We start from the raw sequence: 17,375 nt of genomic DNA, 5'->3' as shown, positions 1-17,375 counted from the left end.
CCCTGTTGAATACAGAAATCATCTTCTTGATGCCGCCTAACTTTTTTTAAAATGTCCTTTACAAAGGGTACGGATTAAATTGGGACATCTCTTTTTTAAAAGGAATTTGTAATAAATTGTAGAATATAAGGAGCTGAAAGGGTGTGATTCCAATATTTATCGCAAAAAGAGAAAACGGAGAAAAAATTCATCTACTCGATCATCATGATGAAGAGCTTTTACACCATATGCGTAAAAGGGAAAGTTTCTTTTGCATAGCTTGCGGGAAGGAAGTACTAATGAGATTAGGAAAACAAAAAAGGTGGCATTTTGCTCATAAGAAAGTAGATTCATGTTTAGCCTTTTATGAAGCAGAATCTACATATCATATGTACGGTAAAGAATTGTTATATCGGTGGTTCAAACGTCAAAATGTTCATGTAGAGATAGAGCATTATCTACCAGAGATTCAGCAACGACCGGATATTTTTATAGAGAGAGCAGGGAGAAAAATTGCGATTGAATATCAATGCGCCAATCTTTCTATAGAGCAGCTCTGCAAACGAACCTATTCGTATTGGAAAGCTGGTATACAAGTCATTTGGATTATTGGTGGAAATCAATTGAAAAAGCACTCTGCATACTGGATGAAATTCTCCTCAATTATGGCTTTCTCCTTACAATCTTATCCTCAGCCACTTCTTATTTTCTTCTGTTCGAAACAAAAATCATTTATGAAATGCACGTTTATTACATCATTTTCTACAAGCGTTGCTTTTTCACATATTATATATTTACCAATTGAAGCGACTACTTTTGAAATGCTCTTTTCTCCTGTTCCTTTCCAAAGGGAAGTATTAAACCGAGAATGGAAGAAGCGAAAGGATTATTTTCGTCAAAACGCTTTGCCCATCTTGAAGTATAATGATAAGTCACTATTACGCCTCTTATATCAATGTAAATGTACCCCAGCAAATTTTCCTTCTGAAATTGGTGTGCCACTCCCGTCCTCATTTGCTTTTCAAACAAATTCATTTATATGGCAAGCTTTTCTATATATGAAGTGTATAGGTGAGCTTGCGGTAGGGGATTGTATTTCCCTCAAGTACGTGTGTAGTTATATAAAAAAGTATACGAAAAGGCGTATGCTCCCGTACTTTTCACAGCATATATGGAAAGTGGCAGTTACTGAATATATGACATTTTTATGTTATGTAGGTGTCTTGCAGAGAGTAGGGACTTATAAGTACCGGAAAATACGGGGGATATCCATGTTAAAAACAGAGGAGGAAGTTATGAAATATGATGAAAGGAGTTTAGCGTATGCCTTATCTTTATTTGAGGCAAAGTACAACATGAGAGAAGGAAAAGCGGATATAATAAAGACTAATCGTGAAGGAATTACATAAGAAAAATCGAATTGTATGTAAGTAGAGATATTTAAAGGAGGGCTTAAAGCATGTCTGAACAAAACACAACAAAAACATTACCGGATCGTAACGAAATTGAAGAATCAAGTACGTGGCGATTAGAAGATATTTTCCAAACAGATGCAGAATGGGAACAAGAATTCCAAGCTATTAAAGAGCTATTACCGAAGTTAACTGAATTTAAAGGGAAACTTGGTGACTCTGCGAACAATTTACTTGAAGCATTGCAATATGAAGATGAAATTTCAATGCGATTAGGTAAGTTATATACATATGCACATATGCGTTACGATCAAGATACAACAAACTCTGTGTATCAAGCGTTAAATGATCGCGCGACAAATTTATATTCACAAGTATCTAGTAGCACAGCATATATTGTGCCTGAAATTTTATCGATTTCAGAAGATACATTGCAAACATTCTTGAAAGAAAATAGAGACTTAAGTGTATATGAACATGCGTTAGAAGAAATTACGCGTCAACGCCCTCACGTATTATCTGAAGCGGAAGAGGCTTTATTAGCAGAAGCATCTGAAGTAATGAGTGCGTCAAGTAATACATTTGGTATGTTGAATAATGCGGATTTGAAATTCCCATCTATTAAAGGTGAGGATGGAGAAGAAGTAGAAATTACACATGGCCGTTACATTCAGTTTTTAGAAAGTGATGATCGTCGTGTGCGTGAAGATGCATTCAAAGCTGTATATGAAACGTACGGGAAATATAAGAACACATTTGCAAGTACGTTAAGCGGAGCTGTGAAGCGTAATAACTTTAATGCACGCGTTCGTAAATATGACTCTGCACGTCAAGCAGCATTAAGTAATAATAATATTCCTGAAGCGGTGTATGATCAACTTGTTCAATCTGTAAATGACAATTTACACTTGCTACATCGTTACATTGATATTCGTAAGCGAGCACTAGGGCTTGATGAGCTTCATATGTATGATTTATATACACCACTTGTACCAGAAGTGAAAATGAATGTGAAGTATGAAGAAGCGCAAGACATGTTATTAAAGTCTTTACATGTACTTGGTGATGAATATGTTGATATTTTGAAAGAAGCATATGAAAATCGCTGGGTAGATGTGTATGAGAATAAAGGAAAACGAAGCGGAGCATATTCATCTGGTGCCTATGGAACAAATCCTTATATTTTAATGAACTGGCATGATAATGTAAATAATTTATTTACACTTGCTCATGAATTTGGCCATTCTGTCCATAGTTACTACACAAGAAAAACGCAGCCGCACGTATACGGGGATTATTCAATCTTTGTTGCGGAAGTAGCATCAACTTGTAATGAAGCGCTTCTAAACGATTATTTATTAAAAACGACAGAAGATAAGAAAGAGCGTCTATACTTATTAAATCATTATTTAGAAGGATTCCGTGGTACTGTATTCCGTCAAACGATGTTCGCAGAGTTTGAGCATATTATTCATAAGAAAGTACAAGAGGGACATGCGGTAACACCAGACATGCTAACGGAGATCTACTATGATTTAAATAAGAAATATTTCGGTGATGCTTTAGTAATTGATGAAGAAATTGGTTTAGAGTGGTCTCGTATTCCGCACTTCTACTACAACTATTACGTATACCAATACGCAACAGGATTTAGTGCAGCAACGGCTCTATCTAAACAAATTTTAGAAGAAGGGCAACCAGCAGTAGAACGTTACATTAATGAGTTCTTAAAAGCAGGAAGCTCAGATTACCCAATTGAAGTGCTGAAAAAAGCTGGAGTAGATATGGCATCTCCAGAACCGGTAAAAGAAGCATTGCAAGTATTTGAAGAGAAATTAAATGAATTAGAAGCATTATTATTTGAAGAGAAGTAATAGAAAAGACGAGGAATTTGCCTCGTCTTTTTCTTGATGTCATTTTGTCGATATTTGTCGAGAGAATAAATCGAATTGTCTTCTTTTTTCTAAACTAGAAGGCAGTTTTACAGTTCATTAAAACCCTTTAAATCGTTTTTTATGGTTGAAATAAGAGAGAGCGATGACAATGACTCCAAATAAAAGAGGAAAGGCAATCATTTTAGGAAAAGCTTGTAGTAGGGAGAGGATGTACAAGAAAAAAGAAACAATGATAGCTAGAATGATAAGTAAAATATACGTTTTTTTCATACAAAACACCTCCAAAATAGCTTTTTTATAGCTTATTCAAAAATGAAAACGTTTAGAATGTGACAAAAGTGTGAAATTCGACAAAAGGGGTTGTCATCTGACGTCGAATCTTGTAATATAATAAGCGTGAACGAATTCACATACAAACATATACCCCTTTGTTTGAACGTGAAAATTTCTCCCATCCCCTTTAATATTTTTATAAGCCGTAAAGAAAAAGACCTGGTGTTTACACCAGGTCTTTTTCTTTTGCTATCCATTTCCAATAACGCTCACATTTTACGTCAATCATTTGTACTTTTCGTTTCAGTTGTAATTTTTTTAGTTCACGTTCAATTTCTTGCTTCGAGCAGTCATATATAAATGCTACTTCTTTTGAAGAGATAAATTGTGTCGCTTCCAGTAATACTTCTAAAGGTGGTAATGGCTCTGGCTCGATTTCACATTTTACAAGTTCTTTCAATAATTGTACGTAGACGTCGTAGGAATACGTTCCAGCGATTTTAATACCTTCTTCATCTGAATTTGCATGAAAGAATACGAGAGAAGGTATTTCTGTAATATGCATCTCATTTGTGAATTTTAAGTCACATTGGAAAGCCTTTTTTGCGCTAGCGGAATATAGGTCTTTTTTAAATTCTTCTACATCAATATTGCTATCTTTTGCGCATGCAAGTAATAATTCGCAGTCAGGATTTGATACATTTTCAAGGAAAATGTATTCTTGGAGTTTTCGCAAAAACTTCGAACCTGCTTTTCGGCCCTGCAACTCCGCTGCTTTAATTGCCATCGAAACTAAATATGGTGTTGACGATGCTTCTTGCATATGTACCTTTCCATCACATGAAAAACCTTGTAAACTTGTTGTCTTTTCCCACACAAATCGAATATTAGCAGGTTTATTCCATTTGTGTGAGGAAGCGTTCGTTCCGTCCACTTTTCCTGTTACGATATGACGAATAGAGAAGTATTTCCCGTATTCAAGCCATAGTTTAATAATAAAGGGCTCAATTTCCCAGCAATCTTTACAAAGTGGATCAATAAATAAATATGCTTCTACAGACTTATGCTCACATGCGGAAGGAGATGGCATATTGATATGCTTTGCTTCCTGTTTATCCATTATATTTCACCTGTTTCGTCTGGAGTATTAACCATATGCTGAGCAGTTAATGCTAAACGTTCAAAAACGAACTCTCTTATATGACCGTGCACTCCTGTGTCATCCATTGCTTGCTCCATGCACGATAGCCAAGCCTCTGCTCGTTTTGGAGTAATCTCAAACGGGAGATGGCGTGCTCTTAACATAGGATGACCATGTTCTTCCGTGTACAAATTAGGACCACCTAAATATTGTGTTAAAAATTGCTTCTGCTTCCTAGCTGTTTCTGTTAAATCATCCGGGAAGATGGGAGATAGGTCAGGGTGTTTACTGACATAGGAATAAAATGTGTCTACTAATATTGCAATGCATTGTTCACCGCCAATTGCTTCAAATGGTGTCATCGGTTGCTTGCTCATCCTTTTAAACTCCTTTTTCCATGAAATGTATATCTATTGTAGCAATGGAATGTTAGGGAGGGCAAATAAACCGCCTTCATAACGTTCTTTGCTTATTCTACAGATGTAAAAGAATCTTTTCTTTTTCAAAAAGTGAGATGTATCCACTAGTAGAACGTATTCACTAGTGGAATTTTCACTTTAGCGTGCTTTGTTTTGTTTGGCAAGGAAAAAGCGTTTTACTTTATTATTTGTATGACGGATTGGTATGTCGTGTTGCTTTAACAAATGAATAAAGGCAGCTTTGCCTGCTTCTTCATCTTGCACTTCAAATTCAATTTCATAATCATCGTGATTGTAATAGAAACTATGATCAAAGACAAGCGTTCCGCCTTCAAATAGTGTTTCGGCTCTTTCAGTTGTTAAACTACCCATATAAGTTAAAGCAGAAACAGGAATTTGTAATGTGTGTAGTTGATCTACTACAGCGCCTTGAATAATTGTATTTGTTTCCATCATCAATCTTGCTTCATCTGCTGTTATAACTTGATGCGTTTCTAACAAGCCGACCTCTGCAGGTTGTTTTAATGTTAATGTATAAGTTTCTCCTTTATGACGAATACGAAGTGCAGAGCCAGCTTCTTTTAATGAGAAGCTCGGTGTTTCAAAGTAGTGATTCACCTGTTTCGTAAATCCTTCAATAGAGAATGATTTACATAATGTATTGAATTCTTCTTCTGTAACAATATTTTTAAATTCAATTTCAATTTCTTGTGTCATTGTATGCGCGCTCCTTTTGAAAAATAATTCTTTACACATTATCGCTTTTTCACAAATTTGGTTCAATGTTTTATTTGTTTGCGTCCATGTTATGATACAATAATACTGTTAAGTAAGACAGGAAGTTGAGATGGAGGAGTTAGAGCATGCAAAATAAAATCCAAGTTAAGAGCGTAGAAAAGAGAGAGAATGCTCTTATTTTTTGTGCGGAAAATAGTGAAATAGAGGTAAAGGAGTTAAGTGCGCGTAATCACGTACTTGTAGACTCAGATAATTTATCATTTTTATATATCTTAGAAAACGAATCATCTTTCATTTATGTAAGCATTCCGCATACATGCTGGGAAGCAATGCATGAAGCGATGAATAACGACGTGGTTATGTTCGTTCGCGTGAATGACATTGAAATGGAATTAGAAGGTTTAAAAGAAGAAGTAGAATATTTAGTTGAAAATATTGAAGGTAATGCAAATTACGGAGAAGAACTAGTAACTGCTGTAGAAAAAGTATTTCTATAAGCAAATGGATTGATTTTGGTGGTGGTTGAAATGAATCGAAATTGGGAAGAATTTTTAGCACCTTACCACCAAGCGGTGGCAGAGCTGAAAGTGAAACTAAAAGGAATGCGTACTCAATTTGCAATGTTAACAGAGCATTCTCCAATTGAGTTTGTAACAGGAAGGGTAAAGTCTGTTGCAAGTATTATTGATAAAGCGGAGAAGAGAAATGTACCGTTAGACAGGCTAAGAGAAGATATGCAAGATATCGCGGGCCTTCGAATGATGTGTCAATTTGTTGATGAGATTAAGCCTGTTGTAGAATATCTTCGAAAACGAAATGACTTTGAAATCGTGGAAGAACGTGATTACGTCACGCAGAAGAAAGATAGCGGTTATCGTTCTTATCACGTTGTCATTAGTTACCCAGTTCAAACGATTCAAGGTGAACAAAAAGTATTGGTAGAAATCCAAATACGTACGCTAGCAATGAACTTTTGGGCAACAATTGAGCATTCTTTAAATTATAAATATAGTGGACGTTTTCCTGAAGATATTAAAATACGCTTGCAACGTGCAGCGGAAGCAGCATTTTTATTAGATGAAGAAATGTCTTCTATCCGTCTTGAAATTCAAGAAGCGCAGAAAGCTTTTTCAAGAAAGCAAGAAACGAAAGATTCCGAATCATAAACTAAAGGGTGTTGGGCGATGAAATTTACAATTATGTCAAAGGGAGATCAATCATCAGATGCACTGGCAAGCACGATGAAAGAATACTTGCTAGATTTTGGATTTATAATGGATGAAAAGGAACCCGATATTGTAATTTCTGTTGGGGGAGATGGAACGCTTTTATATGCGTTTCATCGTTATTATAATCGATTGGATGAAACAGCATTTGTTGGTGTACATACAGGGCATTTAGGTTTCTATGCAGATTGGTTACCGACAGAAGTAGAGAAATTAGTAATTGCAATTGCTAAAACACCATTCCAAGTGGTGGAATATCCGCTTTTAGAAGTGATTATTCGCTATGTGAATGGGAGTAAAGAGTCGCAGTATTTAGCGATGAATGAAGCGACTGTAAAAAGTGGAGAAGGTACATTAGTAACAGAAGTGGAAATACGCGGAGAGTACTTTGAAACGTTCCGCGGGGATGGCCTTTGTATTTCTACTCCTTCGGGAAGTACTGCGTATAATAAGGCGCTTGGCGGAGCAATTATTCACCCTTCTATTGAAGCGATTCAAATTGCGGAAATGGCATCTATTAATAACCGGGTGTTTCGTACGGTAGGTTCGCCGCTCGTATTGCCGAAACATCATACATGCGTGCTGAAGCCGACGGCAGGAATGAACTTACAAATTACGGTGGACCATTTAACGATGGTTCATCAAGATGTGAAATCAATTCAGTATCGCGTGGCAAATGAGAAAGTACGATTCGTTCGTTTCCGTCCATTTCCGTTCTGGAAACGAGTTCGTGACTCGTTTGTTGCAGATAAATAGAAAGGGTTTATATATTTGAACAGATTTACATTGAAATGGGATATAGACTCGGCTGAGGAAGGAACTTTAGTTAGAGAATTTTTAAAAACAAAAGGAATCTCCAAAGCTGCATTAACGGATATAAAGTTTCATGGCGGATCTATAGAAGTAAATGGTCAACATGCGAGCGTTCGTCATCAGTTGCAAGCTGGTGAAGAATTACGTGTCTTTTTTCCAGTAGAGGAAAGAAGTGAAGGGATGATTGCTGAAGATATTCCTTTATGTATCGTATATGAAGATGATGCAGTTCTTGTCATAAACAAAGAGGCAAACATGTCAACGATCCCGTCTAGAGAACATCCGGCAGGAAGTGTTGCGAATGCGCTCTTATCTCATTATGATAAGCGACATCTTACAAGTACGGTTCACATCGTAACGAGGTTAGATCGTGATACTTCAGGGCTTATGCTTATTGCAAAAAATCGTTTCGTACATCATCTTTTATCGAAACAGCATCAACAAAAAGCTGTGAAAAGAACGTATGAAGCGATTGTTCACGGTGAGATGGTAGAAAGAGAAGGAACGATTGACGCACCGATTGGACGAAAATCGGATAGCATTATTGAGCGAACCGTTTGTGAGGAGGGGCAAAGAGCCGTTACTCATTTTAGAGTGATCGATAGTGTCAATCATAAGACGCACGTATCACTTGAGCTCGATACAGGGAGAACGCATCAAATTCGTGTGCATATGGCGTACATAGGACATCCGCTACTTGGCGATAATTTATATGGTGGAAAAAGAGATGAAATGAAACGACAAGCGCTTCACAGTACATCCTTGACGTTTTATCATCCTATTTTAGAGAAAGAAATGTCTTTCACTACACCGATTCCAAGCGATATGCAAGCGGTATTAAGACATACTTAAAAAGGGAACAAAATTCTTATGTAATGAAGAATTTTGTTCCCTTTTTCTTAGCGGAATAATATTAAAATTTGATTGTCGCCCGTGCGCTTTATAACGAAAAAGCCACTTTCAGATTTTGTAGCAATGCCATCGTTATTTGGACGACAATATCCATGCGTTTCGCAAGTACCGTCATCACGTACTAACATTTGTCCGATTAATCCGACAGGAAGCCACTCGTTACGGTCTTTTCTTGCTATATATTTGCAAGCTGGATCCCATTCTGTATTTAAAAGAGGTTGTATGTCTTGCGATTCCGTACGTACATATTGACGTTTTCCGAAGCTATCTGTTTTATAGCGTTTTTGCCAACTTAAAGCACCGCTATTTCCTATAAGAGCGGGGGTGGCACTAGATATTCCTAAGATGAATGAATCGTTTGAAGTAGCGATTCGAATTTTTTCTTCGCTACTAAATGTAACGAAATAACCTACATCAATAAAAGTATTGTCTACTGTTTCAAACATTTGCGCAAAATCAGTTCCGCTTGCATTGTAAGAAGCGCCCTCAATGTACATTTCTCCATTATGAGCAAGCCACTTTGCACCGATATTATAATCGGTTTCATTTGTGCCGTTTGCAATAAACCAAGAATAAGATTCATCTGCTGTGCCGAAGCGCCCCATAATATGGCTACCTGCAAAATGAGCTGTTGATGTATGATTACCTTCCGCATGAGAATAGGAGCCACCTGCTGTCGTTTCACTTCCTTCACTATGGGAACTATGTCCAGTTGCTTTTGTTTTTGATCCTTCTGCATGAGAGAAAGAACCTTTTGCATGTGTCAGAAGTCCTTCTGCATGTGAAGCTGTACCCTCTGCATGAGAGTGAAGACCCTCTGCATATGCATACCGCCCATCTTTTTTTACTTTTGTATTTTCAGATGTAGGGGTCTGAATGATAATCGTTTTTTCTGTTTGTATATCACCTGATGGTGCTAATGCTTCTTTAATTTTTTTTACTTGATTTATAATAGCAGCTGGAATTTCTGCTTCCGCTTTTTTATTTATTGCTACAGGGCTGTTTTCTTCTGTATTCTTCTCTACTTGCTCAGAAGGCACAATCTGTTCAATATGAGTAGAGAGAGGTTTATTTTTTTGCTGCATCTTTGCTTTTCTATTATCAATTATGCGGCTCATTACAGCATTCTGTAATGAGACATATTTTGGTCTATCTTTGTTTTTTGTGGAAGCCTCTTGTTCTTCCAGTTCTTCTACAGCTGCAGCTCGAATGCTGCACCAGTTGTTAATTCCGTACATGGGCAGATAAAAAGGCGGGCATTTTCTTTTTTGTTTAGAAGATTTTTTCTTCATTCTGTCACCTCCTGCGACAGTATATGCCGTGTCATAAAAAAAAGATGCACTTTATTGCATCTTTTTTTTATGACTTTACCCAATTTTTATCCCACTTTAATGGGCGGGCTGCCCATTAAAGTGGGATTGGTGAGGGCTGATTAAAGTTTCACTTTATATGAGAGACGCCTAAAAGATACGGTAATCCTTACACATATGAGTTATGAAATTGGGCGGAATTTCTCAGGGACAAAAGGCAGGGAGGAAGGAACGGAAACAATCTCCATTTCAGGATAACGTAGTCCAGTTAGTTTGCCACCAAATACAGCACCAGTGTCAATATTGACTGTATGATTTACAAAGCGAGGTTCTTTTACGGGTGTATGTCCATATACAACCCAAGATGTTCCTTTATACTCCTTCGCCCAGTCGCGACGGACAGGTGAACCGTCAGCATGTTTTTCTCCTGTAATATCGCCGTATAATACAAAGGTTTGTACTTTTTTATCTTTTCTTCCTATGTAATCTTGCCGAATGCCGGCGTGACACACAATTAACCTTTTTTCATCGAGTACGTGATATAAAGGGGATTGCTCGTAAAGTGTGATGAATTTTTCTTTTATCATGTTTTGTTGATGAGAAGGTAGTGCTTCATATTCGGCAACAGTTGTTTCGAGTCCATGAGCGATTGTCACATTACGTCCAAGGAAAAATCGGTATAGTTTATTGCAGTGATTTCCCGGAGCGTAATACGCTACTTTTTTATTTATGACAAGTTCCCATACAATTTCAATCATAGGTAATGAATGAGGACCGCGATCTGTGATATCGCCAACAAAAGCAAGCTTGCGTTGATCAGGGTGAATCGGTAAGTCACTATTCCAGTTATATCCGAGTTTTTTCGTTAAATCTTGAAACTCTTGGAAGCATCCATGAATATCCCCTATAATGTCATATTTCATATTTAAACCTCCATCATATTTTTCATTAGTATATCTAAAAAAGGATAGAGATAAAAATATACCGTTTTTGTGCTTCAGTTGAACATAAAGATTTTCGTTCTTGAGCGGACGTTTAAAACAAATCCAATCGCTATCATGTATGTGAGTAAGGAGCTTCCTCCGTAGCTCATAAGGGGTAGTGTGATGCCTGTAATAGGTAGTAATCCGATTGTCATCCCGATATTTTGAAATACTTGAAAAGTAAACATTCCGATTGTACCAGCGCAGATGTAACTGCCGAAAGGGTCATTACTTTCTATAGCGATATGAATCATGCGGAAAATAAGTAGGAAAAAAAGCGCAATAATGACGCTTGCGCCTAAAAATCCGAATTGCTCAGCGACGTTCGTGAAAATAAAATCTGTATGTGGTTCTGGAAAGTATACTTGTCCATTTTCTCAACCTTTTCCTTGCATTTCCCCTGATCCGGTAGCTAAGAAAGCTTGTCTTAATTGATAGCCTTGCGCATCATATTTGTATGGCGCTAACCAGCCGTAGAAGCGATTTAGTTGATATTCTTGTAAAATGTGTGCTTTAAAGAATTTTGTATGAGTGAAAAAAATATACGTTAATGTAACGCCAGCTGCAAAGATACCGGAAGCTATCCCGAAAATAAAACGCCAACGTATACCAGAAACTAATATCATTGCTGCAAGCATAGCTGAAATTACCATTGTGTTTCCTAAATCAGGTTCCTTTGCGATAAGTAGTAGGGGCGGCAAACTTGTTGCGCATATTTTTCCGAGTAATAAAAAATCATCGTGTATTGTTCGGTAAAAATATTTCTCATTGTGATTTGCTATAATTCGTCCGGTGACGATAATTAAAAACAATTTCATAATTTCAGAAGGCTGGAAATTTCCGATGCCTGGGAGCCTGTACCAAGCGGTCGCACCTTTAATTGTAATGGCACCTGGTACTTGAAGTTCTAGTCCAATTAGTAGTACCAATGCAAAGCTATATAAATACCAAGCAATTTTTTGATAACGATCGAAATCGATAATCATAATAACACCAATGGCTATGAATCCAATGAAGTACCACTGGATTTGCTTTAATACAAAATTTACATGTTGCAAAAATGGTGGTAAAGAGGCTTGTGCACTTGCAATTGCAAAGCAACTAACAGTCCCAATGGCAAATAAAATGCATAGTAATACGTAGTCTATTTGATATTGAGAATTTGGATCTTTCAATGTATGTATTCCTTTCTATCGCCTAGTAAATATATGGGTTATGTCATGAAAAAAATAATATACAAGCAGACTATGCATACATTTATTCCACTATTTGCGGGAAGTCATACATCACAAGGGAGGAATTCCCCCTTGTGATGGATTAGATTGCATGGAGTTCTTTTGTAACTATATTCAAACAATGAGAAAGGCGAGTATGTGTATCGGTCGTTGGAATGAGTTCTGGATATAGCTGATAAAATGTTGTAGCGTTTTTATACCATTCGCAAGCTTTTAACAGACTCGTTTTGTAATAGTCAGTCTCTTGTAGAAAACCATATTTTTTTGAATGTAAAACGAGATGTGAAAAATCTTCGCAACCTTCAAGGTATTTGTGATGTACTTGCTGTCCCGTATGAAGGCGGAAAGAACTTAAAGGTTCCGTAATATAGATTGCATCACCTTTGGAAAGTAAACTGATCCAAGAAGCCATATCCACACTACAATTATAATTTCTCCCATTTAAAGTACCGAAAGGTTCTGTTAATAGGCGTTTTCGAAAGAGTACAGTCGTAGGTTCACCAATAATATTTTGTCCTAGTATAAGCATATGGTTTCCAAGATCTTTCCCATTTAATAGAGTATCTTCATCATATAATCTGTTCATGGAGGGGTGTTGTTCAATTATCTCTCCATCATCATTAATCCAAGTACGATAAGATGTAATAAGTGCGAGATTTTGATCTAAGTCTTTTTGGAAATAAAACATCATTTTTTCAATTTTATTATTATAAAATATATCATCGTCCATTAAGAAATTTATGTACTCTCCATTTGATTGTTCTAAAAGCATAAGGGCGTTATGAAATTGTCCTAAAGTAGAGGGGTTTCGAATGTACGTTATATGTTTATGCTTATGTAAATAATCTCTGTATATTAATTTTTCTGTTTCATTATTTGTGCTATCGTCTCCTACAATAATTTCAATATTTGAATACGTTTGTGCTAATGCACTTTCTAGAGCAATTTTAAAATAATGTGGTCGATTATAGGTAGGAATAAGGATGGAAACGAGAGGTACATTTTTTATGTTTTCCATATACAACTACCTTTCAGAAATTTTCTGTGTAAGAATAATATCTTGATAACTTGTGTGTTCAGTTCTGCCACACCATGAACCATAATGGGGAGGAGTCTGCATTTCTAGCCCATATTTATTTAATAGAGTACGAATATCTTCCTCAAGATAGGCAACTGCGAAATTCGGGATATCTTTATTTAGAACATAACAATTGTCAATTTGATGGTAAAAACCTAACGGACTTAGTCCTGCATTTAAGTAATAGGAAGATTCAGGATTAATTAAAAAGAAAGTAATAAAACATCTCCCATCTTTTTTCAGAACTCGTGCAATCTCGCGTACGTAATGTTCTAATTCTTTCGGAAGAAGATGGGTAAATACAGACGTTAAAAAAATAAAATCGAATGATTCATCTTCATATGGAAACTTGTATTGGGAAGCATCTTCTTTTCCATCGGGATTGTAGAATTGGTTATATATATCGACATGTTCAAAATGGAAATTGTTACGGCGTGTTGAAATGTTATTTTTGCACCATGTAATTCCCTTATTAAATAAGTCAAATCCATAATAATTACCATCATCGCTTAAATAGTTCATTAATGGAACCGCCATCCGGCCGATACCACAGCCTACATCTAACACTGTTTCATTTGATTTTAAATTGCCAATTTCAATAAAATACTGCATAAACTCTTTTCCAACTTCTTCAAAATGACCACCTACATATTGAACAAGTTCTGGAGGTGGGATTAATGTGATTTTTTTCTCATTTTCGTTCAAAAAATTCACACCTTTCTTATAGTAAAGTAGGAAATTTCTACTTTATATTGAGGGGAGCTTTGCTTTTATTCATTACAAGATTGGTTTTCATGAATTAGTAGTATAATAGTACCCCTCAACTAAATATTTTTTTGTTCTATTCTTTTCTCCAAAAAATACCGAAATCATCGATTTGAGTCATAGGAGTTTTTATGTTTCTTTCACTTCTGAAATCTGTTACAGCCTCTGCGCATGTTATCAATCCATAATCATCAATAATAATAAAGCCGCCTGTTGAAACTTTATCGTATAAATTTACAAGACTATCCATCGTTGATTCATACATATCACCATCAAGGCGAGCAATTGCAATTTTTTCTACCGGTGCTGAAGGCAATGTATCTTTAAACCAACCCTTTAAAAATTTCACCTGATCATTTAATAAATCATATTTTCTAAAGTTTTCTTGCACTGTTTCTAAAGAAACTCGTAAGTAATCGAATGTGTGCAAATAATCACCGTAATCTTTCGGATATTGTTCTAAGTTAGGTGCGGGCAGACCTTCAAACGAATCGGCAACCCATACAGTACGATCCTTAATGTTGTTTGCTTGTAAAAACCCATTCATAAAAATGCATGATCCTCCGCGCCATACACCAGTTTCAATAAAATCACCTTCTATATTTTCCCTGACTACAGTTTCCATCGCCTCTTGTAATTGATTCATACGTTTTCGCCCAACCATACTATGTGCAGCTCTTGGCCAATCCTTGCCACCTTGACGCTCATTGTTTGAAACGTTAGGATTAACGATTTTTAAATTGTGATTTTCTATATACTGCTTAAGAAATAAAGGAAGGGGAACCGTAACTGGTTCATATGATAGTTCTTTAGATATATGTAACGAAGCAGGTAAGTATGGTTCGTATTCCAACCATATTTCAAATAAAATTGTTTTCTTTAATAACTCAAGATAAAGCTGGACAGCCGATTTATTTTCCATATAAGTGCCTCCTGAAGAATGTCATACAACATTATGACTATGTAGAAAAGAAGGATTTAATGATTGAATTTACCAATGAAAAAGCAGTAAAACTGATATCAGTTTTACTGCTAAGTAAAAATTTAAGCGATTTTTTCAATAATAATGGATGCACTCGTACCAAGAGCTAATGATAATCCAAGCCCTGTAACAATTACTTCAACTAATGATGGAGTTGTCGTAATTTGCGTAATTGCTTGAATAACGATAGGTGCTCCAAGTGAGATTAAACTTGATCCAGTACCTGGTACAGGTACTCCATTCACTTGGATTGTAAGACCTCCTAATGCACTGACTGTTGCAGTATTAGCGATAACAGTGATTTTATAGAATCCAGTTTCACTAATTACGAAAGTATCAGCATCTAATTGAGAAATTGCTGTACCAAACTGAGATCCAACAGTATTAAATGGTAGTGGATCATTAATTCCTAGATCTAAAGAAATCCCACCGGAGTTAAATGCATATAGTCCTGCTGGAAGTCCTAGCCCGGATGGCCCAGTTGGCCCAGTCAGTCCGGTAGCACCAGTCGGCCCAGTCAGTCCAGTTGGTCCAGTATCTCCAGTTGGCCCAGTTAATCCAGTAGCACCAGTGTCTCCAGTTGGCCCAGTTGGTCCAGTCGTACCAGTTGTACCAGTTGGCCCAGTCGGTCCAGTAGCACCAGTTGGTCCAGTTGTACCAGTTGTACCAGTTGGCCCAGTCGGTCCAGTCGGTCCAGTCGGTCCAGTTGGCCCAGTTGGCCCAGTTGGTACAGTTGGCCCAGTCGGAAGGGTAAACGGTGGTATTGGTGGTAATGTTGGTCCTACAAGATTAGGGTCAAATGCACTAGCTGATAAAGATTCATCGGGATTCAATCCATCTGAATAATTATTATTTGACATAAATTCACCTCCATAAAGCGTTCATTATATAGTAGATGCAAAACCGAAAGAAAATGACACGGACATTTGAATTATTGAAAAGAAATCTTAAACTGCTTGTGCAAGTTAAAAAAGTGGAAAGTTTATTGTATGTATAACATATGATTGATTTGGAAGAGGGTGATTATGTTGAACAAGCAAGGAATTACAATTAGTTTATGTATGATTGTTCGAGATGAGGAAGATACAATAGGTCGATGTTTAGATGCAGTCGAAAAAATTATTGATGAAATTATTATAGTTGATACAGGTTCCATTGATCGAACGAAAGAAATTGTAGCTCAATATACCTCTAACATATATGACTTTCCATGGATTAATGATTTTGCAGCAGCAAGAAATTTTTCTTTTTCAAAAGCAACGCAAGAATATATATTGTGGCTAGATGCAGATGACGTATTATTAGAAGATGCTCAAGAAGCATTGAAACTTTTAAAAAGAGAATTAGATCCTAAAATTGATGCTGTTTCGATGCCGTATCATCTTGCATTGGATTCTAGCGGGAAACCTTTATATTGTACAAAAAGAAATCGACTTGTAAAGCGTGAAAAACAATTTCAATGGTTTGGAAAGGTTCATGAGTATTTAGCTATTTCTGGTGAAACTTTTAGTAGTAATGTTGCTATTACACATAAAAAAGAAAAAAAGGTAACAAATCGTAATTTGAAAATTTTTCAAAATGCTGTAGCTGCAGGAGAAGAATTGAGTCCGAGAGATTTATTTTATTACGCTAATGAATCTATGGATAACCAAAAATATGATGATGCAGTTATGCTATATGAAACATTTCTTAATCAAGATGAAGGATGGTATGAAGAGAAAATTTATGCATGTGGTAAGTTAGGAGATTGCTATGCAAAGCTTGGATCATGGGAAAAGGCAATTGAATCTTGCGTGAAGTCGTTTCGATATGATGTTCCTAGAGGGGAGAATTGTACAAGAATAGGATATATATATATGGAACAACAAAAATATAACGAAGCGATATTTTGGTTTAAACTTGCAACGGAAGTACCAATGGCGACGGAGAGTCCATTTCATAGTCCAGCGAGCTACACATGGCTTCCCTATTTACAAATGTGTATTTGTTATAGCAAGTTAGGAGATCAAGACAAAGCTTATTATTACAACGAATTAGCGGCTGCTTATGTTCCAAATAATGCTGCAATCGAATATAACCGCAAATATTTTCGGAGTGTTTTTGATAAACAATATAAATCGTTATAGGCAGCTTTTTTTAGAAATGGCTCATCGCGATTCTAACTCTAATAGATTGGCTATATAGTAAAGTATCGGCAATGTAACTAGTACAGGT

General features: G+C 36.4%; 17 protein-coding genes and 1 pseudogene. 7 read left to right on the top strand and 11 right to left on the bottom strand.

Annotated elements, in window-relative coordinates:
• The first annotated feature begins 143 nt into the window (after positions 1–143).
• Both PDQ33_RS02030 and pepF read left to right on the top strand, forming a co-directional pair.
• Positions 144–1,388, top strand: a complete 1,245-nt coding sequence (locus PDQ33_RS02030; RefSeq protein WP_270754467.1) for a competence protein CoiA — start codon at positions 144–146, stop codon at positions 1,386–1,388.
• 50 nt (positions 1,389–1,438) lie between these two features.
• Complete coding sequence (pepF, locus tag PDQ33_RS02025; RefSeq protein WP_061131545.1) at positions 1,439–3,265, top strand: oligoendopeptidase F; 1,827 nt, start codon at positions 1,439–1,441, stop codon at positions 3,263–3,265.
• Between the two features lie 117 nt (positions 3,266–3,382).
• Here pepF and PDQ33_RS02020 read toward each other — a convergent pair whose 3' ends face one another.
• The 4 genes from PDQ33_RS02020 to PDQ33_RS02005 form a co-directional block, all read right to left on the bottom strand.
• Positions 3,383–3,556 carry a hypothetical protein gene (locus tag PDQ33_RS02020; RefSeq protein WP_000754592.1) on the bottom strand — a complete coding sequence of 58 codons (174 nt, stop codon included), beginning with the start codon at positions 3,554–3,556 and terminating at the stop codon, positions 3,383–3,385.
• 229 nt (positions 3,557–3,785) lie between these two features.
• Positions 3,786–4,679 (bottom strand): ClpXP adapter SpxH family protein, encoded by an 894-nt coding sequence (locus tag PDQ33_RS02015; protein ID WP_000360652.1) that lies wholly within the window; start codon positions 4,677–4,679, stop codon positions 3,786–3,788.
• The gene (locus PDQ33_RS02010) at positions 4,679–5,077 is read right to left on the bottom strand and encodes a globin domain-containing protein (RefSeq protein WP_000043380.1); all 399 of its coding nucleotides are present in this window, start codon (positions 5,075–5,077) and stop codon (positions 4,679–4,681) included. Before PDQ33_RS02010 ends, PDQ33_RS02015 begins: the two co-directional genes overlap by 1 nt.
• Positions 5,078–5,257: 180 nt before the next feature.
• Positions 5,258–5,836, bottom strand: coding sequence for a CYTH domain-containing protein (locus PDQ33_RS02005; protein WP_000191110.1), 579 nt, complete (start codon positions 5,834–5,836; stop codon positions 5,258–5,260).
• A gap of 146 nt (positions 5,837–5,982) precedes the next feature.
• Between PDQ33_RS02005 and PDQ33_RS02000 the strand changes: the two genes are divergently transcribed.
• From PDQ33_RS02000 to PDQ33_RS01985, 4 genes are read left to right on the top strand one after another with little or no spacing between them, the layout of a single operon-like run.
• Positions 5,983–6,354: a hypothetical protein gene (locus tag PDQ33_RS02000; RefSeq protein WP_001180003.1), complete on the top strand. Its 372-nt coding sequence runs from the start codon at positions 5,983–5,985 to the stop codon at positions 6,352–6,354.
• A 30-nt stretch (positions 6,355–6,384) separates the two neighbouring features.
• Positions 6,385–7,023 (top strand): GTP pyrophosphokinase, encoded by a 639-nt coding sequence (locus tag PDQ33_RS01995; RefSeq protein ID WP_001081482.1) that lies wholly within the window; start codon positions 6,385–6,387, stop codon positions 7,021–7,023.
• An 18-nt stretch (positions 7,024–7,041) separates the two neighbouring features.
• Entirely contained in the window at positions 7,042–7,839 is a 798-nt protein-coding gene (locus PDQ33_RS01990; RefSeq protein ID WP_061131547.1) for an NAD kinase, read from the top strand.
• Between the two features lie 15 nt (positions 7,840–7,854).
• Entirely contained in the window at positions 7,855–8,748 is an 894-nt protein-coding gene (locus PDQ33_RS01985) for an RluA family pseudouridine synthase (RefSeq protein WP_001079095.1), read from the top strand.
• A gap of 47 nt (positions 8,749–8,795) precedes the next feature.
• Here the strand turns inward: PDQ33_RS01985 and PDQ33_RS01980 are convergent, their stop codons facing one another.
• From PDQ33_RS01980 to PDQ33_RS01950, 7 genes and pseudogenes are all read right to left on the bottom strand, one after another.
• Entirely contained in the window at positions 8,796–10,100 is a 1,305-nt protein-coding gene (locus PDQ33_RS01980; protein ID WP_270754471.1) for a peptidase G2 autoproteolytic cleavage domain-containing protein, read from the bottom strand.
• 200 nt (positions 10,101–10,300) lie between these two features.
• Complete coding sequence (gene prpE, locus PDQ33_RS01975; RefSeq protein WP_270754474.1) at positions 10,301–11,041, bottom strand: bis(5'-nucleosyl)-tetraphosphatase PrpE; 741 nt, start codon at positions 11,039–11,041, stop codon at positions 10,301–10,303.
• A 74-nt stretch (positions 11,042–11,115) separates the two neighbouring features.
• Positions 11,116–12,276: pseudogene (locus PDQ33_RS01970) on the bottom strand (FtsW/RodA/SpoVE family cell cycle protein).
• A gap of 142 nt (positions 12,277–12,418) precedes the next feature.
• Entirely contained in the window at positions 12,419–13,354 is a 936-nt protein-coding gene (locus PDQ33_RS01965) for a glycosyltransferase family 2 protein (protein WP_000427737.1), read from the bottom strand.
• A 6-nt stretch (positions 13,355–13,360) separates the two neighbouring features.
• Positions 13,361–14,119, bottom strand: a complete 759-nt coding sequence (locus tag PDQ33_RS01960) for a class I SAM-dependent methyltransferase (RefSeq protein WP_001004741.1) — start codon at positions 14,117–14,119, stop codon at positions 13,361–13,363.
• Between the two features lie 136 nt (positions 14,120–14,255).
• Entirely contained in the window at positions 14,256–15,101 is an 846-nt protein-coding gene (locus PDQ33_RS01955) for a TylF/MycF family methyltransferase (protein ID WP_000428849.1), read from the bottom strand.
• Between the two features lie 122 nt (positions 15,102–15,223).
• Entirely contained in the window at positions 15,224–16,021 is a 798-nt protein-coding gene (locus PDQ33_RS01950; protein WP_270754476.1) for a BclA C-terminal domain-containing protein, read from the bottom strand.
• Between the two features lie 165 nt (positions 16,022–16,186).
• Between PDQ33_RS01950 and PDQ33_RS01945 the strand changes: the two genes are divergently transcribed.
• Complete coding sequence (locus tag PDQ33_RS01945) at positions 16,187–17,287, top strand: glycosyltransferase (RefSeq protein ID WP_270754477.1); 1,101 nt, start codon at positions 16,187–16,189, stop codon at positions 17,285–17,287.
• Positions 17,288–17,375 lie beyond the last annotated feature (88 nt).

This window comes from Bacillus cereus group sp. Bc031 (genome assembly GCF_027716265.1).
GTDB classification, from domain to species: domain Bacteria; phylum Bacillota; class Bacilli; order Bacillales; family Bacillaceae_G; genus Bacillus_A; species Bacillus_A paranthracis.
This window is presented reverse-complemented; position numbering and strand designations above follow the sequence as displayed.

Excerpts from the sequence above, each read along its gene's own strand:
- pepF (WP_061131545.1), top strand. The coding sequence starts at position 1,439 with ATGTCTGAACAAAACACAACAAAAACATTACCGGATCGTAACGAAATT.
- PDQ33_RS02020 (WP_000754592.1), bottom strand. The coding sequence starts at position 3,556 with ATGAAAAAAACGTATATTTTACTTATCATTCTAGCTATCATTGTTTCT.
- PDQ33_RS02015 (WP_000360652.1), bottom strand. The coding sequence starts at position 4,679 with ATGGATAAACAGGAAGCAAAGCATATCAATATGCCATCTCCTTCCGCA.
- PDQ33_RS02010 (WP_000043380.1), bottom strand. The coding sequence starts at position 5,077 with ATGAGCAAGCAACCGATGACACCATTTGAAGCAATTGGCGGTGAACAA.
- PDQ33_RS02005 (WP_000191110.1), bottom strand. The coding sequence starts at position 5,836 with ATGACACAAGAAATTGAAATTGAATTTAAAAATATTGTTACAGAAGAA.
- PDQ33_RS02000 (WP_001180003.1), top strand. The coding sequence starts at position 5,983 with ATGCAAAATAAAATCCAAGTTAAGAGCGTAGAAAAGAGAGAGAATGCT.
- PDQ33_RS01995 (WP_001081482.1), top strand. The coding sequence starts at position 6,385 with ATGAATCGAAATTGGGAAGAATTTTTAGCACCTTACCACCAAGCGGTG.
- PDQ33_RS01990 (WP_061131547.1), top strand. The coding sequence starts at position 7,042 with ATGAAATTTACAATTATGTCAAAGGGAGATCAATCATCAGATGCACTG.
- PDQ33_RS01980 (WP_270754471.1), bottom strand. The coding sequence starts at position 10,100 with ATGAAGAAAAAATCTTCTAAACAAAAAAGAAAATGCCCGCCTTTTTAT.
- prpE (WP_270754474.1), bottom strand. The coding sequence starts at position 11,041 with ATGAAATATGACATTATAGGGGATATTCATGGATGCTTCCAAGAGTTT.
- PDQ33_RS01965 (WP_000427737.1), bottom strand. The coding sequence starts at position 13,354 with ATGGAAAACATAAAAAATGTACCTCTCGTTTCCATCCTTATTCCTACC.
- PDQ33_RS01955 (WP_000428849.1), bottom strand. The coding sequence starts at position 15,101 with ATGGAAAATAAATCGGCTGTCCAGCTTTATCTTGAGTTATTAAAGAAA.
- PDQ33_RS01950 (WP_270754476.1), bottom strand. The coding sequence starts at position 16,021 with ATGTCAAATAATAATTATTCAGATGGATTGAATCCCGATGAATCTTTA.
- PDQ33_RS01945 (WP_270754477.1), top strand. The coding sequence starts at position 16,187 with ATGTTGAACAAGCAAGGAATTACAATTAGTTTATGTATGATTGTTCGA.